This is a genomic window from Streptomyces sp. DF42, from assembly GCF_058267695.1.
Window position 1 is genome coordinate 4,118,833 of record NZ_CM177859.1, and the last position, 24,841, is coordinate 4,143,673.

Genomic DNA, 24,841 nt, shown 5'->3' on the forward strand with positions numbered 1-24,841 from the left:
CATGACGTCACCCCGCGACGAGGGTCAGGACGAGTCGCTCGACGACATCCGGCGCGACGAGGAGGAGGCCGCCCGCTCGGGAGAGCTGTTCTACGGCAACGTCAACGAGTTCGTCGTCGAACGGCTGGTCCATCTGCTGACCCCTCCCGGTCCGGACTCCGGACGGGTGTGGTGCACGGAGTGGTACCGGCACGCTCAGGCGCTGTCCCGGCTGGACGCCTTGTGGCGGGCCTGGGAGATGCTGCGCTTCGATCCCGCCCTGGGCATCTCGAACTGGTGGCTCCACCACGCGGACCCGCACTGGGCTGCCCTGACGGACCCGGTCACGGGGCCGTTCGCCCAGTGCGTGGGCGGCCACCGCACGGCTGCGCCCGTGCAGGTCGCGGAGCCGCCGGACGGGCTCTTCTTCGACCAGAGGCAGTCGCCGTCCAGGGATACGTTCGCCCTCGACTGAGCGGCCAGGGCCGCCCTGCAATCTGGCTCAATGGGCGGAGCAGGACCGGTCGTCACGAGAAGATGGCTGTCATGTCCACCAACACATCCCCCCATACCCGGGCCCTCTCGCTGACCGCCGCCCTCCTCACCGCGAGCGTCGCCCTCTACATAGCCCTCGTGGCCTTCGGCAACATCACGGACTTCGGTACCAACCAGGCGTTCGTACAACACGTTCTGGCCATGGACACCACGTTCAAGGACGACGACCTGATGTGGAGAGCCATCACCAACAAGGGCCTGCAGAACGCTGCTTACGTCCTCATCATCGTCTGGGAGACCCTGGCCGCCCTCGTCCTCGCCTACGGCACCTGGCTCTGGTTCCGCCGCGACCACGCCCGCGCCCGCAGTGTCTCCACGTACGGCCTGCTGATGCTCCTGCTGCTCTTCGGCGCCGGGTTCATCGCGATCGGCGGGGAGTGGTTCTCCATGTGGCAGTCGAAGACCTGGAACGGGCTGGAGGCGGCGACGCGCGTCATCGTGTTCACCGGGTTCGTTCTGATCGTCAACCACCTGCCGTTCCGGGACGCGGACAAGACCGCCTGACCATCGCCACGAACAGGACCCCCACGCGCGTGGGGGTCCTGTGAACCCAGCAGGGACATCGGCTTCCCGCGAGCCGCCGTCCGTTCAAATAGCAGGCATGACCAGGGGCATACCGCGCGCGGGGGCACGCAGCAGACAGCTTCGGAGAATCGCGGACCGCCGGGCGAGAGCGGGCCGGTCCGCCGGGCGGCGTCCCGGAGTTCCGTTGGGAGCGCGTCGGCCGGGACAGCGCCAAAGGGCGCCGGAGCGCAACGGCGCCGGCGTCGCCTCGCCGGCTGCCACCAGAGCGGGAGACCCATGGCCGCGGGCGGGTCTCGTCGCGGCGATGCTCCCGGGGCTGGCGGCGGTCGCAGCACTGGTCTTCACCTGGGTCTCCGTGTGGCAGGTGTCCCAGGAACTGACCATCTCCCAGCAGGGACAGAGCGCGGACCGGTACGAGAAGGCCATCGAGCGGCTGGACGACCCCTCCGCCAACATCCGCAGAGGCGCGGTCTTTTCACTGCAGGGCGTGATGGAGGACTATCCGCGGTACCAGCCCTGGGTGATCGACGCCCTGTCCGAGTACATCCGCGACCACGCGTCCAAGAAACCGACCACGCCGGACAAGGCGCCCGACATCCAGGCGGCGCTCTCCGTGCTCGGCCAGCGCGATCCGGCCCACGACCGCGGCCGCGTCATCGACCTCGGACGCGTCCGGCTGGACGACATCGACCTCAAGCGGGCCGACCTGAGCGGGGCGAACCTCGCCGGCGCGGTCCTCTCCCACAGCAACCTGGAGGGCTCAAGGCTGTCCGGCGCCAATCTTCGTGGCGCCGACCTCAACGCCACCGTCCTGACCGACGCGGACCTGTCCAACGCCCGCCTCGACTCCGCCCGGTTGAGAGCCGCGGTGCTGGTGAACGCGGATCTCAGCAACGCCTCACTGCACAAGGCGGACCTGCGGACGGCGGACCTGACCGACGCGAACCTGGGCGGAGCGGATCTGACCGCGGCGAAGCTGGCCGGAGTCGACGGGGACCTGCCGACGGACCTGCCGACGGACCTGCCGACGTCGCAACCGAGCGCCACCCCCGGCTCCTCGCGCCCGGCCGCCCCGCAGAACGCGGCGCGGTGACCGGGTGGCCGGGTGACCGGCGTCAGCCGACCACCACGACCTTCGTGCCGGCCGTCCCGAACATCCACACAGCCGACCCGTCCGCCGCCCGCATCCGGATACCGCCCGTCGGGGTTCCGGAGGCGGGGGGCGGTGAGGTGCCGTCGACCGCGTTGGAGAAGGCGATGTTGGAGCCGGACCTGACCGTGAAGTACACGATGTGTTCGATCTTCACGCCGTCGGAGCCGGTGATGGGGCCCTCGGTGCGCGTGCCGACCGTGTAGCTGCCGGGGTCGGGGCTGACGGTGCCCGGCCACACCGCGAAGGCGCGGCGCGGCGCGTCGCTCGCGTCGACCAGCCACACCGTCTTGTGCCCGAGGGAGTAGACGATGCGCCGCCCGGTGCCGGAGCCGTCCGGCACCGCGGCCGGTGCCCTGGACTTGGTGGGCTTGGGATGCGCGCCCGCCGACGCCGACGCGCTCGGCCGGGCGGCGACCGCACGGGGCTTGGCCCCCTTGTCGGCCTGTACGGCCAGGACGACCACAGCGGCGATCGCTCCCACCGTGAGACCGGTCACCCAGACCTTCGGGGCTGGCACGGCACGCATCTCCTCAGCTACGGATCCCCGCGGAGGAATCCCCGTCGTGGGAATCCCCGTCCAACGGGGGTCGGATCATCGTACTCAGTCCAGGACCGGCAGCAGCTCCGGCAGATGCCCGTCCGACACCGACGCGGCCCGTTGCCGCTCCTGGGACACCTCGCCGTACAGCGTCGTGCGCGGCTTCGCCGGACGTCCCGCCGCCTCGGCCACCGCGATCAGGTCCTTGACCGACTTGTACGAGCCGTAGGAGGAGCCCGCCATGCGGGAGATGGTCTCCTCCATGAGGGTGCCGCCCAGGTCGTTCGCACCGGAGCGGAGCATCTCCGCCGCGCCCTCCGTGCCCAGCTTCACCCAGCTGGTCTGGATGTTGGGGATGTACGGGTGCAGGAGGAGCCGGGCCATCGCCGTCACCGCGCGGTTGTCGCGGGTCGACGGGCCGGGGCGCGCGATCCCCGCCAGGTACACGGGCGCGTTCGTGTGGATGAAGGGGAGGGTCACGAACTCCGCGAAGCCGCCGGTCTGCTGCTGGATCCGGGCCAGGGTCCGCAGGTGCCCCAGCCAGTGCCTGGGCTGGTCCACGTGGCCGTACATCATCGTCGACGAGGACCGGATGCCCAGCTCGTGCGCGGTCGTGATCACCTCGATCCATGTCGCCGCCGGCAGCTTGCCCTTGGTCAGGATCCAGCGGACCTCGTCGTCGAGGATCTCGGCCGCCGTCCCGGGCATGGTGTCCAGGCCCGCTTCCTTCGCGGCGCTCAGCCACTCCCGGATCGACATGCCGGTGCGCGTCGCGCCGTTGACCACCTCCATCGGTGAGAACGCGTGTACGTGCATCCCGGGGACGCGCTCCTTCACCGCCCGGGCGATGTCGAAGTACGCCGTCCCCGGCAGGTCGGGATGGATGCCGCCCTGCATGCAGACCTCCACCGCGCCCACCTCCCACGCCTGTTGGGCGCGGTCCGCGACCTGCTCCAGCGACAGCGTGTAGGCGTCCGCGTCCGTGCGGCGCTGTGCGAAGGCACAGAAGCGGCAGCCCGTGTAGCAGACGTTGGTGAAGTTGATGTTCCGCGTGACGATGTACGTCACGTCGTCGCCGACCGCCGACTTCCGTACGTCGTCGGCGATCCGGGTCAGGGCGTCCAGCGCGGGGCCGTCCGCGTGCAGCAGGGCGAGGGCCTCCTCGTCCGTGAGCCGCGTCGGGTCGTCGGCGGCGGTGCGCAGTGCCTCGCGCACGTCCGTGTCGATGCGCTGGGGCACCATCCCGGGTGCCGCCGCCTCCCGGAGCTCGGCCCAGTCGCCGTACACCTCGTCGAAGTCGTCGCGGCGGTCGGCCGTACGGCCCTCGGTGTCGATGGAGGCGTGCAGGTCCGTACGGCCGGTGGAGACGAAGGCCTCCTCCGGTTCCTGCCACGCGTGGCCCTCGACCACCGCGTCGGGGAGCGCCAGGCCCGTCTCCGGGTCGGCCAGCGCCCGTACGTGCGGGCGCAGGCGCGGGTCCAGCCAGGGCTCGCCGCGCTGCACGAACTCCGGGTACACGCAGAGGCGTTCGCGCAGCGAGAAGCCGGCGGCCTGCGACCGCGCGGCCAGCTCCTCGATCTGCGGCCAGGGGCGCTCGGGGTTCACGTGGTCGATCGTCAGGGGCGACACCCCGCCCCAGTCGTCGATGCCCGCGCCGATCAGCCGCTCGTACTCGGAGTCCACCAGGTTGGGAGGGGCCTGGAGGCAGGCGCTCGGGCCCATGATGAGCCGGGCCACCGCCACCGTCGCCACCAGCTCGTCCAACTCGGCGTCCGGCATGCCCCGCATCGCCGTGTCCGGCTTGGCGCGGAAGTTCTGGATGATCAGTTCCTGGATGGAGTGGTAGGCCCGGGACACCTTCCGCAGCGCGAAGAGGGACTCGGCGCGCTCCTCGTACGTCTCACCGATGCCGATCAGGATCCCGGACGTGAAGGGCACGGAGGAGCGGCCCGCGTCCTCCAGGACGCGCAACCGCACGGCCGGTTCCTTGTCGGGGGACCCGTGGTGGGGGCCGCCGGGCTCGGACCACAGGCGGGTGGCGGTCGTCTCCAGCATCATGCCCATGGACGGGGCCACGGGCTTGAGCCGCTGGAAGTCCGTCCAGGACATGACGCCCGGGTTGAGGTGGGGCAGCAGGCCCGTCTCCTCCAGGATGCGGACGGAGACGGCCCGGACGTAGGCGATCGTGTCGTCGTAGCCGTGCGCGTCGAGCCACTCGCGCGCCTCGGGCCAGCGGTCCTCGGGCTTGTCGCCGAGGGTGATCAGGGCTTCCTTGCAGCCGAGTGCGGCACCCTTGCGGGCGATGTCGAGGACCTCGTCCGGGGACATGAACATCCCGTGCCCGGCGCGGCGCAGCTTGCCGGGGACGGTGACGAAGGTGCAGTAGTGGCACTTGTCCCGGCACAGGCGGGTGAGGGGGATGAAGACGCTCTTCGAGTACGTGATGACGCCGGGGCGGCCGGCCGCTTCGAGGCCCGCGTCACGGACCCGGCCGGCGGACGCGGCGAGCTCGTCGAGGGCCTCGCCGCGGGCCTGGAGGAGGACGGCCGCCTCGGTGACGTCGAGGGCCACGCCGTCCCGGGCACGTTTGAGGGCACGACGCATGGAGTTCTCGGTGGGGCCGGTTCCGGAGGTCGCGGAGGTCGTCATCCTTCGAGCATACGAGCGAGGTGATCAGGTCAGACAGGCGCCGCCCGATCCGCCCCGGCCCCCGCCCGTTACATGGTGTCACTGGCCCCGGAAGGCCCGACGACAGGGGAATCCGGGGAGTCCAGGGAATCCAGGGAGTCCGGGAGTCCAGGGGCCCCAAGGAACTCAGGGATCTCAGGGAACCAAGGAACCCAGGGAGTCCAGCACCCTCAGCACCTCCGCCTCCCCCGCCGGCGGCAGCTGCACCACGACCTCCTCGATGCCCAGGTCCGCGTAGTGCGCGAGCTTGCCCGGGGTCGGGAAGACCGCGTACGGCACCACCTGCAGCGCCTCCGGGTCGCGGCCCGCCTCGGCCCAGGCCCCGCGGAGCACCGGCAGGGACTCCGACAGCCCGCGCCCGCCGATCGGCATCCAGCCGTCGGCGTACTCGCAGATGTGGGAGACGAGCCTGGGGCCGGCCGCCCCGCCGACGAGGGTGCGCGGGCCGACGACCGGGCCGCGCGGCTTCCGTACGGGCTTCGGGTACGCGGACGAGGCCCGCACGCTCCCGAACTCCCCCTCATAGGCGGTCGGTTCCTCCGACCACAGCGCGCGCATCAGGGCCATCCGGTCGCGGACCAGATCGCGCCGCGTACGCCACTCCACTCCGTGGTCGGCGGCCTCCTCGACGTTCCAGCCGAAGCCGAGGCCGAGCGTGAAGCGGCCTGCGGAGAGGTGGTCGAGGGTCGCGATCTGCTTGGCGAGGGCGATCGGGTCGTGCTGGGCGACCAGCGTGATGCCGGTGCCGAGGCCGAGGCCCTCGGTGACCGCGGCGGCCTGGCCGAGCGCGACGAAGGGGTCGAGGGTGCGGCCGTACTCGGGCGGCAGCTCGCCGCCCGCCGGGTAGGGCGTCACGCGCTCCACCGGGATGTGCGTGTGCTCGGGCAGATACAGCCCGGCGAAACCGCGCTGCTCCAGCTCGCGGGCGAGCCGGACGGGGGCGATGGTCTCGTCGGTGAGGAAGATCGTCACGGCGATGCGCATGTCCCATCTGTACCGGCCTGGAATCGAGATGTCCATACCGACCAGTCGGCCCCATTACGGTCGGGAAGCGCCACGAACTCCGTGTACATGACATACCGTGGCGCCGATTCCCTTCCCGTTCACGGGAGTTCACGACCGGACCCGAAGGTGGGCCGTATGTGTGAGGACGCGCACGGCATCGGACGACGCGCTCTGCTCGTGACGGGCGCGGCCGCCGCACTTACGTTGGGAAGCGTGAGCTTCGCTGCGGCCGACGGCCAGGACCAGGGTGACCACGGTGACCAGGGCACCCGGAGGACGGCGACGATCCGCGGCACCCTGCCCCCCGGGTCGCCGGACTTCGTGTACGTACCCGTCGAAGTCCCGTCCGGGGTACGGGAGATCAAGGTCGCCTACACCTACGACAAGCCGTCCGTCCCCGCCGGCACCCAGGGCAACGCCCTCGACATCGGCCTCTTCGACGAGCGCGGCACCGACCTGGGCGGCCGGGGCTTCCGCGGCTGGTCGGGCGGGGCGCGCTCGGAGTTCTTCGTCCGGGCTGACGACGCCACACCCGGCTATGTGCCCGGGCCCGTGCGGGAGGGCACCTGGCACGTGGCGCTGGGCCCGTACACGGTCGCGCCGCAGGGTCTGCCGTACGAGCTCACGATCACGCTGACGTACGGGGAGCACGGCGAGACGCCGAGCCCGGTGTACCCGCCCGCACGTGCGGTCGGCCGGGGCCGGGCCTGGTACCGCGGCGACGGCCACCTCCACTCCTGGTACTCCGACGGGCGCCGCACCCCGACCGAGATCGCGGCCCTCGCGCGGGCGGCCGGCCTCGACTTCATCAACACCTCGGACCACAACACGCACACCTCGCACCCCCATTGGGCCGACGAGGCGGGCGACGACCTCCTCGTCCTTCTCGGCGAGGAGATCACCACGCGCAACGGGCACGTCGTCGCGCTCGGCACCGAGCCCGGCACCTTCGTCGACTGGCGCTACCGGGCCCGCGACAACCGCTTCGGCACGTACGCCCACCGGATCCGCCGGGCGGGCGGCCTGGTGGTCCCCGCCCATCCGCACGCCACCTGCATCGGCTGCGGCTGGAAGTTCGGGTTCGGCGAGGCGGACGCGGTCGAGGTGTGGAACGGCCCATGGACGCCGGACGACGAGGTGACCCTGGCCGAGTGGGACAACCTGCTGGTCGCGTCCGTGCGCGAGGGGCGCACGTGGCTTCCGGCCATGGGCAACAGCGACGCGCACCGGGACCCCGACGTCGTCGGACTCCCCCAGACGGTCGTCCTCGCCGACGACCTGACCCGGGAGGCGATCCAGGACGGCATCCGCGCGGGCCGCTCCTACGTCGCCGAGTCGAAGAACGTCTCGCTGTCCTTCACGGCGACCGGCGGCAAGGGGCAGCACGCAGGCATCGGCGAGCGACTGCACGCCGGCCCCGACACCCCCGTCACCATCCGCGTGGAGGCGTCGGGCGCCCCGCGCTGCACCATCCGCATCGTCACCGACCAAGGCGTGCTGTTCACCGGCGACCCGCTGCCGGTCACAGGCTCCGGCACGGCGGAATGGCACACGACACCGGCGTACGCGGCCTACGCACGGGCCGAGTTGCGGCACGAGACGGCGGTGGGACCGTTGCCGGGGGTGATGGCGGCGTTCACGAACCCGATCTTCCTGGGCGCCGGTGAGGTCGGGTACGGCGTTGGGTGACGCGCTCGCTTAGCCGAGGGCGCGCGCCGGTCGGCCGGATGGACGGCTCGGGTCAGGCGTTCTGCCGCTGCGGGTGCAGGTCGAGTGTGATGTGCGGATCGAGCGCGTGCAGGAAGTCGGGGGCGTCGAAGATCTCGCCGGCGGAGACGACGCCGAGGGTCTTGGTGCGGCCGGTCAGGACGCGTTCGAGGGCCTCGGTGACGAGGGGCGCGGTGACGGCGTAGATGTCCTGGCCGCCGGCCGTGGCCCGGCGTTCGGCTCCGCCGGAGCGGACGACGACGTCGACGAGGAAGGTCTGGTCCGAGCGCCCGCTCTCGTCGGCGGCCGCCGGGGCCGGCGTGCGGGGGGCGGCGACGTCTCGGACCGCCTCGACGGTCATGTAGGTGGTCACGTCGGGGATGGAGAGGTGCCGGGGGACGGTGACGACGTCCGCCATCGTGAACTCCCCGACCACCGGCCGGGGTCCCATCGGTTCCGGGAAGGCCCACTCCAGGGTGGGCGCGGCGTCGGTGCGGTGCTCCCACTGTCCGCCGCTGTAGCGCAGGCGGTGGTCGCCGCGTCGCTCGCGCGAGACCGCCCCCGAGAGCCGGGTACCGGCGGTGGGGTGCCAGTTGCTGAGCGCGTAGGCGATGTGTGCCTCGTCGGCCTCGGTCCAGTCGCCCATCGCCGCGGTGGCCAGCAGGTCGCCGAGGCCGCCGAAGAAGGCCATGGCCGGGACGATCACCGCTCCCGCGTCCCGGGCCCGCTCGCTGTAGTGGGCGAAGGTGTCGAGGTTGGCCTCCAGTTCGGCGGCCACGTCCAGATAGGGGATCTTCGCGCGGAGCGCGGCCTCGATCACGGGGCCGACGGTCGAGGCGAAGGGGCCGGCGCAGTTGATGACTGCCGCCGTTCCCGCCAGGGCCCGGTCCAGCGAGTCCGGGTCGTCGACCGACGCCACCCGGGCCTCCAGCCCGTTCTCCTGAGCCAGCTCCGCCAAGGTCTGCGCGTTGCGCCCGGACAGCACCGGGACGAACCCCCGCGCGGCCAGCTCCGCGACCACGAACCGCCCGGTGTGCCCGTATGCGCCGAACACCGTCACCGGCTGACCTGACCCCATGAGACCGCCCCCTCCATGCACTCGAACGCCCGCCGCGATGTCCATCCGCCGGGGCCTGACACCCCCAGCCTGTCCCCCGGCAGCACCCCGCGCGAGCGTCGGAAACGACACGCCACGTACAGTTTCGGACATGCCCGCTGTCGCACTGGCCGTCACCGACGGCATGCTCCACTACGAACTGTCCGTGGCCGTCGAGGTCTTCGGAGCCGACCTGACCCACGTCGTGGACCCCTGGTACGACTTCTCCCTCTGCGGGAGCGGCCCGGTGGACGTCGGCCGCTTCCGCCTGGAACCCGACCACGGGCTCGACCACCTCGCGCACGCGGACACAGTGATCGTCCCCGGCTGGGCCGACACCGACCGCGACCCGCCCGCCGAGCTGGTCGAGGCGGTGCGCGCGGCCCATGCGGCCGGTGCCCGCGTGGCCTCACTCTGCACGGGCGCCTTCGTCCTGGGCGCGGCAGGACTGCTCGACGGCAGGCGCGCCACCACACACTGGGCCCACACGCGGGAACTGGCCCGGCGCCACCCGGCGGCCACCGTCGATCCGGACGTCCTCTACGTCGACAACGGCGACGTCCTCACCTCCGCGGGCAAGGCCGCCGCCATGGACCTGTGCCTGCACCTGGTCCGCCTCGACCACGGCTCGGCCAACGCCAACAGGATCGCCCGACGCCTGGTCGTCCCACCCCACCGCGACGGCGGCCAGGCCCAGTTCATCGCCACCCCGCTCCCCGCCCCCGGCAACCATCCCCTGGGCGAGCTGTTCCCCTGGGCGCTGGAGCGGCTGGACCAGCCGCTGTCCGTGGAGGACCTGGCCCGCCAGGCCCGTATGAGCTCACGCCACCTCGGCCGCCACTTCAAGCACCTCACCGGCACCACGCCACTGCAATGGCTCCACACCCAGCGCATTCGCCACGCCCAGGAACTGCTGGAGACCACCGACGCCACCGTGGACACCATCGCCGCGGCCACCGGCATGGGCACCGCCACCACCCTGCGCCGCCACTTCCACCGCAGCGTCGGCGTCCCACCCGACACCTACCGCCGCACCTTCCGTCCCTGAAGGCGCAGTTGCAGGGCCCCGGCCGCGAAGCGAACCGTGCCAAGGCACGGCCCCACAGCAAGGACCGGGTACGTCAGGGGCGTTGCGTCCGCCCCCTGCCACCGGCGAAGCCGAGGGAGCGCGCTGAACGCGATCTCCTCGGGGCGCCGGACGCGTTGACCGGACAGGTCGATGACAGATCGCCGGCGGGGCCGGCCGGGGTGCGCATGGTCAAGGGCGTCGACCTGCGCGGCAAGACCGGCGGGCGCCACTCAGCACTGGGGCAGCAGGTCTTGGGCGCGCCAGAAGTCCGCGTCGGTCAGGTTGACCATGTTGACGTACACGTTGGTGTGCCCGGTGTCATCGTCGGTGCGGAGCCAGGCACCGGAGACGTGCTCGCTGTTCTGGTACCAGTCCCCGGCAGTCCAGCAGTAGAAGTAGTTGCGCCCCGCGTAGAGCGTTCCCGCGTGGCTGTGCAGGTTGGGCTGGTAGTGGGTCCACTGGGTGACGGAGGTCGTCAGGTAGACCTTGGCTCGCGCCTGCGCGGGGCCGGCGCCGGCGATGGCGCCGACCAGACCCGTGGCGGCCAGCAGACCGATGAGACCGTGGCGGAGGCGATGCTTGCGCATGTACTGGTTCTCCCTGAAGTGAGGATTGGACAGCGGTGCCATCTGTGAGTGATGTGCCGAGCGCCTGATCGGTTCCGACCAGCGACATCGGCCGTGCGGTCCGTCCCGAACCGCACGCCGCGGTGTTTCCTGCACCATCGTGCTCACCCGCCACGCGCCGGAACAGCGCACGAACCGTTCACGTGTGACCGGTCGCCGGTATCGCCGACCTGCGCGATCCACTCCCCCGTTGCTGTGGCCGTCAGGGAAATCCAGGAGCCGGGGAGTTCAGGCATCGATCGGCGATCGCTCCGCCGGGAAAGGAACTCTCCCCCTGCCCACCCGCTGGACCGGCTTACGCCTGCCGGCCCCCGCCCGCTGGGCCGAGCGCGTCCTCGTCGTCCCGTTCGCGCTCGGGCCGGTGCTCATCGTCACGCCGGCCTTCGTGCTCGCGCTGCTCGTGCTGCCGGTCGCGGTCGCCGGTCGCCGGTCGCCGGTCGCCGGTCGCCGGAAGGATCGCTTCATCGAATCTGTTCGCAGGAACCCACCGGCGAGGAAAACCCTCAGCGACACCTCTGCCGACGTGCATCCGCCGCCCCCCACCTTCGTCGCGCGTGCGTGGGAGACCATTGCGGCAACAGTTCGAGACTCGGACGTGCTCAGCAGCGAACCCGGGTCTCCTCAGATGCGAAGGAGTCGCAGGGACCATGCCTCGCCCCACCGGCTTGCGCCACCGCGCCACCACCGCCTTCCAGCGCCACCTGGCCAACCCGCTCACGCGCCGGATGCCCCTGCAGACCCTGCTGGAGACCACCGGCCGGACCTCCGGACTGCCCCGCCGCACCCCGGTGGGCGGGCGCCGGATCGGCGGCTCCTTCTGGCTGGTCTCGGAGTTCGGGGAGCTGTCCCAGTACGTCCGCAACATCAAGGCCGACCCGAGGGTACGGGTACGGATCCGCGGGCGCTGGCACACCGGCACGGCCCATCTCCTGCCCGACGACGACCCGGTGGCCCGCCTGCGCACCCTGCCCCGTGGCAACAGCACGGCGGTGCGGCTGCTGGGGACGAACCTGCTGACGGTACGGGTGGATCTGGACGGCTGAACGTCCCGCCCGACCGTCGGCCCACGCCGCGCGAGGAATGGGAGCGCGAGGTGCTGCGCCGACGGGGGATCGAACCGGCGACCTCGCGTATGCGGCTGTCGTCACCCGACGCCGGTGTCATGCAGCAGTTGGAGGCGCGACAGCTGGTGGGCCGGTGACCGGCTGCCCGCATCCGTCGCCGAGCGCGGGTCACCGCGCGGGCCCGTCCGGGCGATCCCCTGACGGCCTGCGCCTACCCCGGCCACACGATCGCCTGCACCTCGCTGTACGCGTGCAGGGCGTACGAACCGACGTCGCGGCCCACCCCGCTCTTCTTGAACCCCCCGAACGGCGCCTCCATGTTGCGCCCGACGGTGTTGATGCCGACCCCGCCGGCCCGCAGCTGCCGGGCCACCCGGAAGGCCCGTGCCACGTCCCCCGACCAGACATAGTCGATGAGGCCGTAGTCGCTGTCGTTGGCGAGGGCGATGCCCTCGTCCTCCTCGTCGAAGGGGATGACCACGAGCACCGGTCCGAAGATCTCCTCGCGGGCCACGCGCATGTCGTTGGTGCAGTCGGCGAGGAGGGTCGGGGCGACGTGGAAGCCGCGGTCGTGCGGCGGGCGTTCACCGCCCGTGACCAGCACGGCGCCTTCCTTGCGGCCCAGTTCGACGTACGACTCCACCCGCTCGCGATGGGCCGCGGAGATCACCGGCCCGACCACCGTGTCCGGCTCCCGCGGGTCCCCCACCTTCAACCGACGTGCGTACGCGGCCAGTTGCTCGACGAGACGGTCGTAGACCCCGCGCTGCGCCAGGACCCGCGTCGGTGCCGTGCAGATCTGCCCGCTGTAGAAGGAGAAGGTGGTGCCGATGCCCGCCACCGCCGAGGCCACATCCGCGTCGTCGAAGACGAGCGCGGCCCCCTTCCCGCCCAGCTCCATCAGCTGGCGCTTCATGTCCCGCCCGCAGGCCTCGGCGATGCGCTGCCCGACCGCCGTGGAGCCGGTGAAGCTCACCATGTCGACGTCCGGTGACGCGACGGCCGCCTCGCCGACCGAGGCCGAGCGGCCGGAGACGACGTTCACCACACCCGGCGGCGCCCCCGCGGCCTCCAGCGCCTCCGCCATGCGGTAGACCGACAGGGGGTCCTGCGGGGCGGGCTTCACCACGACCGTGTTGCCCATGGCGAGCGCGGGGGCGATCTTGCCGGCCGGGTTCGCCCACGGGTTGTTGTACGACGTGACGCAGGTGACCACCCCGACCGGCTGCCGCACGGCCAGCGCACCCATCACGCCCGCCCTCCCCATCGGGCCCGCCTCGTTGACCTGTGGCGGGATCGCCCACTCGGCGGGCTCCACGCGCGCGTAGCGCCGGAACCGGGCCACGCCCACTCCGACCTGCATCGCCCGCGCCGTCCCCGTCGTGGCACCGGTCTCGGCCTGCGCGAGTTCGGCGTACGGCGCGAACCGGCTCGCGATGATGTCCGCCGCCCGCCCGAGCACCGCGGCCCGTTCCTCGGGCGAGGTCCTGGACCACGGCCCGAAGGCCTCGCGGGCCGCCGCACACGCCGCGTGCACCTGATCCCGCGAGGCCTGAGGAGCCCACCCGACGGTCTGCTCGGTCGCCGGGTCGACGACGGCGTAGCGCCCGTCGTCCGGCTCGACCCAGGCACCGCCGACGAACAGCCGCTGCGGGCCGGTCACTTCACTCACGGGTGCTCACCGTCCTCGTGTCCCGCCCGGACCTGAGCACCTTCCCGGGTACGGCGCCGCTCACCACGTCGTCCCGGATCGCCTCGACCCCGTTGACCCACACGGCCCGTATCCCGATCGCCCTCGCGTCGAGCCGCGGGCTGTCACCCGGCAGGTCGTGCACCAGGGTGGCCGTACCCGCGTCGATCCGTTCCGGGTCGAAGAGCACCAGGTCCGCATGGAAGCCCTCCTCCACCCGCCCCCGCTCGCGCAGCCCGAACAGCCGCGCGGGATCGTCGGTCAGCATCTTCACCGCCTGCTCCAGGCCGACCAGTTTCCGCCGGCGCAGACAGTCACCGAGGAACCGGGTCGTGTACGGCGCCCCGCACATCCGGTCCAGATGCGCGCCCGCGTCGGAGCCGCCCAGCATGACGTCCTCGTGCTGCCAGGTCTCGGCACGCAGCGCCCAGGACGCCGGGTCGTTGTCAGTGGGCATCGGCCACAGGACCGTACGCAGGTCGTCGGCGGCGCAGATCTCGACCAAGCACTGGAAGGGTTCCAGGCCGCGCTCCTCGGCGATGTCCCCGACCACCCGCCCGCTCAGCCCGCGGTTGGCCTCGCTGTAGGTGTCGCCGATGACGTACCGCCCGAAGTTCGCGAGCCGCCGGAAGACGCCCGCCTCCTTGGACTGGGCGCGGCGCAGCATCTCGGCCCGCACGTCCGCGTCCCGCAGCCGCGCGATCCGCTCCGGGACCGGCAGCCCCAGGATCGGGCCCCACCCCGGTATCAGGTTCAGCGCGCAGAACGTGCCCAGGGACATGTTCATCGGCGTGAGGATCGGCATGGTGAGCGCGACGACCCGCCCGCCCGCCTTGCGCGCCTGCTCGCTCGCCAGCAGCTGCCGGGGTACGCGCTCGGGGACGGCGGCGTCGATGGTCAGGACGTTCCAGTTCAGGGGGCGTCCGGCGGCCGCGCTCATCTCCACCAGCAGGTCGATCTCGGCGTCGCTGAACTGGTCCAGGCAGCCCGCCACGATCGCCTCGATCTGTGTGCCCTCGTGCTCACCGACGGCACGCGACAGCGCCAGCAGTTCCGCCGGCTTCGCGTGCCGGGAGGCGACCGGCTGTCCGTCGCCGTCGGAGTGGGTGGACGACTGGGTGGTGGAGAAGCCCCAGGCTCCGGCGTCCATCGCCTCATGGAACAGGCCGAGCATGGCGTCCAGTTGCTCGCCGGTCGGTTGCCCACCGACGGCGTCCGGCCCCATCACATACCGCCGCAGCGCACAATGCCCCACCATGAAGCCCGCGTTGACGGCGATCCGCCCCTCCAGGGCGTCCAGATACTCCCCGAAGCCGTTCCAGGTCCAGGGCGCCCCCTCCTCCAGCGCGACCAGCGACATCCCCTCGACCTTGGACATCATGCGGCGCGTGTAGTCGGCGTCGTCCGGGCGGTCCGGATTCAACGGGGCCAGCGTGAACCCACAGTTCCCGGCCGCAACGGTCGTCACCCCGTGGTTCAGGGACGGCGTGGCGTACGGATCCCAGAACAACTGGGCGTCGTAGTGCGTGTGCGGATCGACGAAGCCGGGGGCGAGGACCAGCCCGGAGGCGTCCTCACTGCTCCGGGCCTCCTCGGTGACAAGACCGATGACGGCGATACGCCCGTCGCGGATGCCGACGTCGGCGGTGTGGGCGGGTGCCCCGGTCCCGTCGACGACGGTGGCGCCTTTGATGACGTGATCAAGCATGCGGTAACTCCTTGAGGTGCGTGCGGCATGCCTCCCTGGGGGCGCGGGACTGTGTCGATGTGCGGCTCCGCCGCGTGGGCGCGACCAGCCACAGACAACCCGCACCCCGCGACGGCGACTACGTGGCCGCGCGGAACCGCGAAGTCCGATGCACGGGATCCGTGTCGATCTTCGGAATCACGTGCTCCCCGATCAACCGGATCGTCTGCAGCGTCTCCTCCTTCGGCACCCCCACCGGCAGCCCGAAGCTCAACTGATCGGCCCCGGCCTGCTCCCAGCGCTTGCACTGCGTGAACACCTCGTCGGGGTCACCGCAGATCAGCAGCTCCTCCTCGATGAGCAGCTCCACGAACTCCGGCGTGTACTCCGGCAAGGCCTCCGGCCACACCGGGAACCCCTCGGGACGGGGAAACGTGTCGTGGTACCGGAACACCAGCGAGGGGAGATAGTGCAGCCCCCCGTGCACGGCGATGTCGATCGCCTCGGCATGGGTCGGCGCGCAGATCGCCGTCGTCGTCACCATCACGTTGTCGTTGACGAACTCTCCGACCGGCTCGGCGTTCACGACGGCCGTCTTGTACTGCTCCAGCACCCACTCCATGTCGGAGACCTTCTGGATGCTGAATCCCAGCACTCCGAGCCCCTTGCGGGCGGCCATGGCGTACGACGGCGGCGACCCGGCCGCGTACCACATCGCCGGGTGCGACTTCCCGTACGGCTTCGGCAGGATCTTCCGCGGCGGCAGCTGCCAGTGCTTGCCCTGGAAGCCGACGTACGCGTCCTGCATCCACATCTTCGGGAACTCGGCGATGGTCTCTTCCCAGATCTCCTTGGTGTAGTTCATGTCCGTCACGCCCGGTATGAACCCGAGGATCTCGTGCGAGCCGGCCCCGCGTCCGCTGCCGAACTCGAAGCGGTTGCCGGTGAGGTGGTCGAGCATGGCGACCTTCTCGGCGACCTTCACCGGGTGGTTGACCTGGGCGAGGGGATTGAAGATCCCCGAGCCGAGATGGATCCGTTCCGTGGCGTGAGCCAGGTATCCCAAGAACACATCGTTGGCGGAGAGGTGCGAGTACTCCTCCAGGAAGTGGTGCTCGGAGGCCCAGGCGTACTTGAAGCCCGACCTGTCCGCCTGGATGACGTACTCGGTCTCCTCCATCAGCGCCTTGTGCTCGGCCAGCGGGTCGGTCTCGGCGCGCTTGCCCACGTATCCCTGTACAAAGAGCCCGAATTCCAAGGAGGTTCACCGTCCCCGGTTCTGAAGGTTTCTGACGCGGTGAGCAGTTTCTGACGCACCGTCAGTTAGTTTCGACGACTGTTGCACCACCGGCATGGAGGGTCAATAGCGGATGGCCCGTCAGAAAACACTGACCCCCGCCAGCCAGCCCCCGTCGATCACGAACGGCTGTCCGGTGATGTAGGAGGAGTCGTCCGAGGTCAGGAAAAGCGCCAGGCGCGCCACCTCCTCCGGCTTCCCGATCCGCCCGAGTGGCACGAGCTTGCGGTACAGCTCGTCCAGGGCCCGGCCCGTCTGAGCCGCGTCCGCGGTCGGGTCCAGTCGGGCGGGGTTGGACATCGCGGTGTCGATGGCGCCGGGGCACATGGCGTTGACCCGGATGTGCCGGTCCGCGAGCTCCAGGGCGGCGACGCGGGTGAGGCCGAGGATGGCGTGCTTGGTGGCGGCGTAGGTGCCGACGGCCGCCATGCCCGTCACCGCCGTGTAGGAGGCGGTGTTGACGATCGTGCCGCCGTCCTCCATCACCGGCGCGACGGTCTTGATGCCGAGGAAGCAGCCGACCTGGTTGACCTGCACGACCTGCATGAACTCGTCGAGGGGGGTGTCGAGGAGGGAGTTGAAGCGCAGGATGCCGGCGTTGTTGACCAGGCCGTCTATCCGGCCGAAGGCGTTCTTCACGGCGCTCACCGCGGACCGCCACTGGTCCTCCCGGCCCACGTCCAGGTGGACGTAGCGCGCGCCCAGTTCCTTCGCGAGTGCCTCGCCCTGGTCGTCGAGGACGTCGGCGAGCACGACCTCGGCCCCCTCCGCTCCGAACAGGCGGGCCTCCTGCTCCCCCTGTCCGCGCGCCGCCCCGGTGACGATGACGACCCGTCCGTCGAGCTTGCCCATTACGGCCCCCTTCACACGGTGAACACGGTGAACTCAGCATCGTAGCGCCATATCTGACGCTGCGTCAGAAGTGAGTCCCGGGCGTTGCCGAGGCGAATCTGGGATCGCCCGTACGTCCGCACACACGACGCTCGACGTGGACATGTTCGAGCTTTCAAGGAGCACCGTGTATCGGACCCGCTACAGCAGCGGTGCCACCCGCTCCCCGAACGCCTCGATCTGGTCAGTGAGTTCGGCTCGGCACCGGCACCGGAAACGCACCTGGATCTGGTGCACGCCCATGGCGCGGTAGGCCCTCAGCGACTCGGCCAGTTCCTCGGGCGCGCCCGTGAGGGTCAGGCGCCCGACGTCCCACCCCGGCTTGCCGACGTACAGCGGCTCGGCGATGGCACCGACAACGAACGGCCCCTGACTGCATCCATCAGCGGCTCCGCCGCGGGCGGCTTCTTCACGCAGCCGCCGTATCCGGGCGATCTGTGCCGGAAGCCGGTCACGCGGATCCCCCTGCGGCAGCCAGCCGTCGCCCTTGAGAGCGGCTCGGCGCACGGCGGCGGGTGAGGACCCGCCGACCCAGAGCGGGACGCGCTGCCGGGCCGGTCGTGGTCGCTGACCCAGGCCCTCGAAGTCGTAGAGCTTACCGTGGTGTTCGGGGAACTCCTCGGGGCCGAGGGCGGCGCGCAGGGCGTCGACGCATTCGTCGAGCACGGGGCCGCGCCGCTCGAAGTCGACGCCCAGCGCGGCGAACTCCTCCCGCACATGCCCGGCCCCGACCCCGAGGATCAGCCGCCCGCCGCTGAGGTGGTCGAGGGTGGCGTACTGCTTGGCGGTGACGAGGGGATGGCGCAGGCCCACCACAGCCACGTGGCTGAGCAGCTGGATGCGCTCGGTCGCGGCGGCGAGGAAGGCGAGGGTGGCGACGGGGTCGTACCAGACCGTGCTCATCGCGGACGCGAGGCGGCGCGGGATGGCGACGTGGTCGCAGCTCGCGAGGTAGGCGAAGCCGGCGCGTTCGGCGGCACGGGCGACGGCGAGCAGGTCCTCGGGCCCGGCGTCGGCCTCCCAGGGTTCGGCGTAGATCGTGCTCTGCGACTGGACGGGCAGCTGAATGCCGTAGACAAGTCGTCGCTCTTCCGGCGGCAGGGCCGACATGGCGCCCCCTTCACTGGCGGTCCGGCATGTTGAGTGACGCGGATTACATACTCGTAGCTGACACACCGTCAGACAAGGCCGGGGCGGTGACGGGTCTTTCACTGTCCGTCTCCACCTGGCACCTTCGGGCCCGCCGAAGGAACCCACACGCCCCCGTGAACATCTACCCAAGTGATTCTCAAGCGCGTGATCACCCCCAGAGGGTGAAAGCAGTAACGAATGGGGTGAATGTGGACAGGGGCCGGCGTCCCGCCATGTCCGTCGTCGTGATCGTCTACAACGACGAGGCCAGGCTGCCCACGGCCGTGCGCTCGGTGCTGGAACAGACGCTGCGGAGCGTCGAGGTCGTGATCGTCGACGACCACAGCACGGACGGCTCGTACGAGGCGGCCCGCCGTCTCGCCGCCGAGCACCCCGACCGCGTACGGGCGTACCGGCTCCCCGAGAACAGCGGCGGCTGCGGCGCGCCCCGCAACCACGGCATCCTGAAGACCCGCGGCGCGTACGTCGTCTTCCTCGACAGCGACGACGTCCTGGAGCGCAACGCCTGCCGCAACTTCCTGGAGGCGGCCGAGACCACCGGCGCCGACCTCGTCTCCGGCCTCTGCGTCCGCGTCCACGTCGACTCCCGCCACCGCAAGGAGGTCGAGTGGTACCCCTGGCTGTACGCCCGCACCCGCACCCTCGACTCGATCTCCGAGCTGCCTGACCTGCTCGTCTACGACACTCTGTCGACCAACAAGTGCTACCGCCGGGAGTTCCTGGTCGATGGCGGCCTGGACTTCCCCGTCGGCATCCACTACGAGGACCTGCTCTTCTCCGCCCGGGCCTACACGGCGGCCCGCCGCATCACGCTCATACCGAACCGGGTCTACGACTGGAACGTGGTCGAGAAGGCCGGCGCCAAGTCGATCAGCAACCGTCGCGCCGAGATCGCCAATTTCGCGCAGCGCATGGAGATGCACCGCCGGATCGACCGACTGCTCGCCGACAAGGACATGCCGGAGCTGAAGTTCCGCAAGGACGTCAAGTTCCTCAAGCACGACCTGGTGCTGCACCTGCGCGACCTTCCCTTCCGGGACGCCGCCTACCGTCAGGAGTTCGCCGCCCTCGCCCGCGCCTACCTGGCATCGATCGACCCGGCCGCGTACGACGAGGTCGAGCCGATCCATGGGGTCTGCGCCTATCTGCTGCGCGTGAGCGACTGGGACAACCTGCTGCCCGCCGTGGACACACTCACCAACCGCGACAAGGTCTCCGCCCCGCTCTCCGAGCGCGACGGACGGGTCTACTGGTGCGCCGAGCACATCGACGAGGACCCCTTCGCACGCCGGGTCCTGGACGTCACCGACCTCGGCTACCACACCCGGCCGGTGGGGAAGCTGTTCCCGCGCAACGAACTGACGGAGTACCGGCAGGAGGAGCAGGGCGGTGTCGTCCGGCTCGCGGGCCTTGTCACCAACCCCCTCGGCGTCATCGCGGCCGGTGCCCGGATCACCGCCGAGTTGGAGTTCTACGCCCGCCGCCAGGGGCTGCGCTTCCAGACCTTCCGCTTTCCGGTGGCGACGGTCCGCCACGAAGGCCCGTACGTGTCCTGGGAGACCCCGGCGGACCTGTCGAAGGGCCTGCGCCCGCTCGGCATCGTGGACGCCGTCTGGGACGTACGCCTCCACCTGGACGTCGACGGCGAGCGTACGACGACGCGCCTCACCGCCACCCGTCCCGGCCTGGTGACCGGCGAGGTGCCGGTGCGCCCCCGCCTCACCCGGCTGGTCGCCGACCGTGTCGAGCCGCAGGTCTCCGCCCGTGGCCACCTCGCCTTCCGTCTCGTCCCCGGCAAGAAGGCGAACGACCTCGTCACCCGGGGCCTGCACGGCACCCCCGGCCGCCTCGCCAAGGCCGGCTTCCGCAAGGCGAAGGCGCTGCGCGCGAGGGCCACCTCCCGAGAGACCAGGCTCCGCCTCTATCACGACGTCTTCCTGCGTATGCCGGTGCACAAGCGCCTGGTGGTCTTCGAGAGCCACCTGGGCCGGCAGTACAGCGACAGTCCTCGGGCGATCTACGAGGAGATGCGCCGCCAGGGGCTCGACTTCGAGGCGGTGTGGTCGTACACGGGCAGGCCGCAGGGCTTCCCCGCCGACGCCACGCTGGTGCGCCGCTGGTCGCTGCCCTACCTCAGGGCGCTGGCCCGCGCCGAGTACTGGATCGACAACCAGAGCTACCCGCTGAAGCTGACCAAGCGCCCCGGGACGACGTACCTCCAGACCTGGCACGGCTCCGCGCTGAAACGGATGGGCTTCGACGAAGCCGGCTGGAAGCTCAAGTCCCGCGCCGAGCAGGCGGAACAGCAGCTCGCCCTGGACCGTTTCGACCACTTCCTGATCCGCTCCGAGCACGACGTCCGTACCCTCGCCAAGGCCTTCCGGCTGCGCGAGAAGACGTTGCTGCGGGTGGGCTACCCGCGCAACGACGAGCTCGTACGAGCCCGGGAGACGACCGAACGCCCGGCGCCGGCCGACGAGTTGGGGATCCCGGCCGGGAAGAAGGTGCTGCTGTACGCGCCCACCTTCCGCCACCACGGACAGCGCCGTTTCGAGCTGCCCTTCGACGTGGAGCGCTTCGCGGAGGAGTTCGGCGACCGGTACGTCCTCCTCGTCCGCGCGCACTATCTCAACCACGTCGTGCTCCCGCCGTCCGTACGAGGCCGCGTCATCGACGTGTCGGACCACCACGACGTGACCCCGCTCCTCGCGCTCGCCGACGCCCTGATCACGGACTACTCGTCGGTGATGTTCGACTACGCCCTGCTGGACCGCCCGATGCTCTTCTTCCCCCACGACTACGAGGAGTACGTGCACCAGGGCCGCGGCACTTACTTCGACCTGCTGGAACGGGCACCGGGCCCGGTCGTCCGCACCGAGGACGAACTGCACTCCGTACTGGAGGCGTCCTCGCTGGAGGAGCAGCGGGTCAAGTACGCGGCGGCACGGGAGCGGTTCGTGGGCGACTTCGGCGAGTACGACGAGGGCACGGCCGCGCAGCGCATCGTCGAGGAGTTCTTCACCGAGTGGAGGAAGGCATAGTGCAGGACGGCGTAGCGCAGGACGGCACGATGGGGCGGGACGTCTTCCTCGTCTCCAACAGCGTGGACGAGCTGGGCGGAGTGACCAGCTGGTCCCATCAGATGGCCCGGCTCTTCACCGAGCGCGGCCACCGCGTCCACGTCATCGGCATCACCACCCCCGAGGACCCGCACGACGTCGGTGAACTCCCCTACCCCGCCACCCGGTTGTACGACGGCCAGCCGCCGCGCCCCGGCCGGGTACGGGACGCCGGCATGCGGGAGAGGGCCACCGTGCTGACGAACCTGTTCCGGGCCGCGCGCCCCGGCGGGGTCGTCATCGTGACCCAGGTGTGGGCGATGGAGTGGGTGAAGCTCGCCGACACCGCCGGTCTGACCGTCATCGGGATGAGCCATGAGTCCTTCGAGACCTCGAAACGGTCCTCGCGCTTCCAGCGGGTCCTCAGGCACTACCGGGACGTCGACCGCATGCTCGTCCTCACCCGCGAGGACGCCGACCTGTGGATCGGCGCGGGCCTCAACAACGCCTCGTATCTGCCGAACGCCGTGCCCTGGCTGCCGGACCTGCCCTCTTCGCGCACCGGGAAGGCCGTCATCAGCATCGGCCGGCTCAGCGACGAGAAGGGCGTCGACATGCTCCTCGACACCTGGTCCGAGGTGGCCCCCCGCCACCCCGACTGGGTCCTGAAGATCTACGGCTCCGGCGAGGACGAGGCGATCCTGCGCAAGCAGTGCACCACCCTGGGCCTCGACGACTCGGTGACATGGATGGGCCGCACGAGCGACGTGCCGGGCGCGTTGCGGGGCGGCTCGGTGTTCGCGCTGTCCTCCCGAGGCGAGGGCTTCCCCCTCGCCCTCATGGAAGCCATGGCCATGGGCGTCCCCTGCGCCGCCTTCGACTGCGCCCCCGGCGTCCGCGAGATCATCCGCGACGGCGAGGACGGCCTCCTCGCCACCCCCGGCAACACGGGCGAACTCGCCCGCAAGCTTGACCTGTTGATGTCGGACGCGGGGCTGCGGGACCGGATGGGGGACTCGGCGCGGGAGAACATCCGCCGGTACGGGGCGGACGAGATCGCTGGGAGATGGGAAGCGCTGTTCGGCTTCCTGGCGAGGTAGGGCTTCGCAGGGTGGTTCAGGGTCCAGCCCGCCCATGCCGACGAGATCATGTCGTCCACCCCGTACCGCGCCTTCCAGCCCAGCTCCGCCGCGATGCGGTCGGCCGAGGCGACGACCCGGGCGGGGTCGCCCGGCCGCCGGTCCACGACCACGGCGGGCAGGGCGTGGCCGGTGAGCACGTTGATCCGGTCGATCATCTCGCGCACCGAGACGCCCTCCCCGCGCCCGATGTTGAGGGTGAGGTCGGTGCCCGGTGCCTTGCGCAGCCGCCGCGCGGCCGCCACATGGGCCTCCGCCAGATCGACGACGTGGATGTAGTCGCGCACACATGTCCCGTCGGGGGTCGGATAGTCGGCGCCGAAGATCCGCGGCGGGGCGCCCTCGGCGAGCTTCTCGAAGACCATGGGTACGAGGTTGAAGACGCCGGTGTCGGCCAGTGCGGGGCTTGCCGCTCCGGCCACGTTGAAGTAGCGGAGCGAGGCCGTCGACAGCCCGGTGGCCCGGCCCGTGGCCCGTACCAGCCACTCGCCGGCCAGCTTGGTCTCGCCGTACGGGCTCATCGGCTCGCACGGCGTCTCCTCGGTGACGAGAGCGTCGTCTCGCGCGGCGTACGGCATACCGTAGACGGCGGCCGAGGAGGAGAAGACGAACGACGCGACACCGACGTCGGTGACCGCGGCCAGCAGGGTGCGCAGGCCCTCGACGTTCTCCCGGTAGTAGTGCAACGGCAGTTCGACGGACTCGCCGACCTGCTTCTTCGCCGCGAGGTGGACGACGCCGGTGATGCTCTGGTCCCGGATGACGCGCCCGAGCCGCTCGCCGTCCAGCGTGGAGCCGACGACCAACGGCACACCCTCGGGCACCCGTTCGGCGATCCCTGTGGAGAAGTCGTCGTAGACGACGGCTCGTTCGCCCGCGTCGAGCATCGCCCGCACGACGTGCGCCCCGATGTAGCCGGCGCCACCGGTGATCAGCCAGGTCATGTACAACCGTCCCTTTGGAGGAGTGCGCGACAGGCAGTCAGTCACGCATCAGTCACATATCAGCGAAAGAGGCGTTTGAGGCGACGACGCATGACCTCGGTCAATCCGCTCAAGCCGGGCGCGAGCCGCACCGCGAGCGCCCCCGAGTGGGTCGCGTACGGCTGCGCCAGCAGCACACCGTGGCGCAGGCTCGGCAGTGCGCTCCGGCGCAGCAGTCCGGTCCCCGCGACCGCGTGGGCGGTGCTGACCCGGTGAGTGCCGTCCTTGAAGCGCAGCCGCAGCCGCAGGTCCCAGGTGCCGCCGCCCAGCGCATGCAGGTCCAGGGGGAACTCGGCCGACCAGGTGTCGGAGTCCGGGTCGGCCGTGAGGGGCGCCGTACCGGCGAATCCCACCCGCCCTTCGTCCCGCTCCGTGAACTCCGCCTCCACGGCCTCCGGTCCCGCATCCGCCAGCCGCCCGTACAGCTCGTGCAGGCGCAGCCGGAGCACCGTCCCCCGCGCGCATGGCCGCAGTTCGGCGTCGACGGCGGCGGGCAGCACGTGCGCCGGGCGGACGAGGAGGTGCTCCAACTCCGCCTGGGGCAGATCCGCCGACCAGACCGGGGAACCGTCGTCCGCGCGCGGGTACGGCGGGTTCAGCCGTGCCGGGCGGCCGGCGACCTCCTTGAGCCGGACCAGGTCGCGCGGCTTCTCGGCGGCGAGGACCACCCGGGCGACTATCCGGCCGGGCGTGGTCGCCGAGGCGAGGTCGCCCTCGTCGAAGGAGTCCAGGTACGCGCGCGTGAGGGTCCACCACTCGCGCCGGTAGTCGGCGCCGCGCAGATGCAGTTCGCGCGCGTACATCCGCAGCGAGTTCTCGAGGAAGCGCGCCCGCGTCGCCCGCGCCTTGCCGGTGCCCGCGCGCCGGTCCCCGGACCGATCCCGGTCCGGGGGTCCACGTGGATCCGGGGCAGCCGCTCCGCTCAGCGTTCTCTGGGC

Annotated in this window: 18 protein-coding genes and 2 pseudogenes; 8 read left to right on the plus strand and 12 right to left on the minus strand. The window is 71.0% G+C overall.

The features are described 5' to 3' along the window. The first annotated feature begins 1 nt into the window (after nt 1). The 3 genes from ACYUED_RS18620 (at nt 2) to ACYUED_RS18630 (ending at nt 2,152) form a co-directional block, all read left to right on the plus strand. The gene (locus ACYUED_RS18620) at nt 2-454 is read left to right on the plus strand and encodes a DUF4913 domain-containing protein (RefSeq protein ID WP_491293404.1); all 453 of its coding nucleotides are present in this window, start codon (nt 2-4) and stop codon (nt 452-454) included. Nucleotides 455-525: 71 nt separating this feature from the next. Beyond that, nucleotides 526-1,038 carry a DUF2165 domain-containing protein gene (locus ACYUED_RS18625; protein WP_491293405.1) on the plus strand — a complete coding sequence of 171 codons (513 nt, stop codon included), beginning with the start codon at nt 526-528 and terminating at the stop codon, nt 1,036-1,038. Nucleotides 1,039-1,363: 325 nt separating this feature from the next. Further along, complete coding sequence (locus ACYUED_RS18630; RefSeq protein WP_491293406.1) at nt 1,364-2,152, plus strand: pentapeptide repeat-containing protein; 789 nt, start codon at nt 1,364-1,366, stop codon at nt 2,150-2,152. 22 nt (nt 2,153-2,174) lie between these two features. Here the strand turns inward: ACYUED_RS18630 and ACYUED_RS18635 are convergent, their stop codons facing one another. The 3 genes from ACYUED_RS18635 to ACYUED_RS18645 all read right to left on the minus strand — a co-directional run bounded on the left by ACYUED_RS18635 (nt 2,175) and on the right by ACYUED_RS18645 (nt 6,422). After that, on the minus strand, nt 2,175-2,738 hold the full coding sequence (locus ACYUED_RS18635; protein ID WP_491293407.1) for a hypothetical protein: 564 nt from the start codon (nt 2,736-2,738) through the stop codon (nt 2,175-2,177). Between the two features lie 75 nt (nt 2,739-2,813). Further along, nucleotides 2,814-5,399, minus strand: coding sequence for a bifunctional FO biosynthesis protein CofGH (locus ACYUED_RS18640; RefSeq protein ID WP_491293408.1), 2,586 nt, complete (start codon nt 5,397-5,399; stop codon nt 2,814-2,816). A 174-nt stretch (nt 5,400-5,573) separates the two neighbouring features. Then, nucleotides 5,574-6,422 carry an LLM class F420-dependent oxidoreductase gene (locus ACYUED_RS18645; protein WP_491293409.1) on the minus strand — a complete coding sequence of 283 codons (849 nt, stop codon included), beginning with the start codon at nt 6,420-6,422 and terminating at the stop codon, nt 5,574-5,576. Nucleotides 6,423-6,578: 156 nt separating this feature from the next. Here ACYUED_RS18645 and ACYUED_RS18650 point away from each other — a divergent pair, with 156 nt between their 5' ends. After that, entirely contained in the window at nt 6,579-8,132 is a 1,554-nt protein-coding gene (locus ACYUED_RS18650) for a CehA/McbA family metallohydrolase (protein WP_491293410.1), read from the plus strand. Between the two features lie 52 nt (nt 8,133-8,184). On the opposite strand, the gene ACYUED_RS18655 is transcribed toward ACYUED_RS18650, so the two are convergent. Further along, entirely contained in the window at nt 8,185-9,228 is a 1,044-nt protein-coding gene (locus tag ACYUED_RS18655; protein ID WP_491293411.1) for a saccharopine dehydrogenase family protein, read from the minus strand. A gap of 130 nt (nt 9,229-9,358) precedes the next feature. On the opposite strand from ACYUED_RS18655, the gene ACYUED_RS18660 reads away from it, so the two are divergent. Beyond that, entirely contained in the window at nt 9,359-10,294 is a 936-nt protein-coding gene (locus ACYUED_RS18660; protein WP_491293412.1) for a helix-turn-helix domain-containing protein, read from the plus strand. Between the two features lie 251 nt (nt 10,295-10,545). On the opposite strand, the gene ACYUED_RS18665 is transcribed toward ACYUED_RS18660, so the two are convergent. Continuing rightward, nucleotides 10,546-10,902, minus strand: coding sequence for a hypothetical protein (locus ACYUED_RS18665; protein ID WP_491293413.1), 357 nt, complete (start codon nt 10,900-10,902; stop codon nt 10,546-10,548). A gap of 686 nt (nt 10,903-11,588) precedes the next feature. On the opposite strand from ACYUED_RS18665, the gene ACYUED_RS18670 reads away from it, so the two are divergent. Next, a complete protein-coding gene (locus ACYUED_RS18670) occupies nt 11,589-11,984 on the plus strand; it encodes a nitroreductase/quinone reductase family protein (RefSeq protein WP_491293414.1) in 396 nt (131 codons plus the stop codon). 232 nt (nt 11,985-12,216) lie between these two features. On the opposite strand, the gene ACYUED_RS18675 is transcribed toward ACYUED_RS18670, so the two are convergent. From ACYUED_RS18675 to ACYUED_RS18695, 5 genes are all read right to left on the minus strand, one after another. Beyond that, on the minus strand, nt 12,217-13,668 hold the full coding sequence (locus ACYUED_RS18675) for an aldehyde dehydrogenase family protein (RefSeq protein ID WP_491294318.1): 1,452 nt from the start codon (nt 13,666-13,668) through the stop codon (nt 12,217-12,219). 1 nt (nt 13,669) lies between these two features. Beyond that, on the minus strand, nt 13,670-15,508 hold the full coding sequence (locus tag ACYUED_RS18680; RefSeq protein ID WP_491293415.1) for an N-acyl-D-amino-acid deacylase family protein: 1,839 nt from the start codon (nt 15,506-15,508) through the stop codon (nt 13,670-13,672). Between the two features lie 13 nt (nt 15,509-15,521). Continuing rightward, nucleotides 15,522-16,640, minus strand: coding sequence for an LLM class flavin-dependent oxidoreductase (locus tag ACYUED_RS18685; protein WP_491293417.1), 1,119 nt, complete (start codon nt 16,638-16,640; stop codon nt 15,522-15,524). A gap of 120 nt (nt 16,641-16,760) precedes the next feature. Further along, nucleotides 16,761-17,531 carry an SDR family NAD(P)-dependent oxidoreductase gene (locus ACYUED_RS18690; protein ID WP_491293418.1) on the minus strand — a complete coding sequence of 257 codons (771 nt, stop codon included), beginning with the start codon at nt 17,529-17,531 and terminating at the stop codon, nt 16,761-16,763. A 180-nt stretch (nt 17,532-17,711) separates the two neighbouring features. Further along, nucleotides 17,712-18,680, minus strand: a complete 969-nt coding sequence (locus ACYUED_RS18695) for a TIGR03619 family F420-dependent LLM class oxidoreductase (protein ID WP_491293419.1) — start codon at nt 18,678-18,680, stop codon at nt 17,712-17,714. A 254-nt stretch (nt 18,681-18,934) separates the two neighbouring features. Here ACYUED_RS18695 and ACYUED_RS18700 point away from each other — a divergent pair, with 254 nt between their 5' ends. Together ACYUED_RS18700 and ACYUED_RS18705 are read left to right on the plus strand one after the other, a co-directional pair. Further along, nucleotides 18,935-21,763, plus strand: coding sequence for a bifunctional glycosyltransferase/CDP-glycerol:glycerophosphate glycerophosphotransferase (locus tag ACYUED_RS18700; RefSeq protein WP_491293420.1), 2,829 nt, complete (start codon nt 18,935-18,937; stop codon nt 21,761-21,763). 29 nt (nt 21,764-21,792) lie between these two features. Next, nucleotides 21,793-22,881, plus strand: a complete 1,089-nt coding sequence (locus ACYUED_RS18705; RefSeq protein WP_491294319.1) for a glycosyltransferase — start codon at nt 21,793-21,795, stop codon at nt 22,879-22,881. 8 nt (nt 22,882-22,889) lie between these two features. Here ACYUED_RS18705 and galE read toward each other — a convergent pair. Next, nucleotides 22,890-23,864: pseudogene (galE, locus tag ACYUED_RS18710) on the minus strand (UDP-glucose 4-epimerase GalE); the annotation flags it as partial. 59 nt (nt 23,865-23,923) lie between these two features. Then, nucleotides 23,924-24,748 (minus strand): annotated as a pseudogene (locus ACYUED_RS18715) (transferase); the annotation flags it as partial. Nucleotides 24,749-24,841 lie beyond the last annotated feature (93 nt).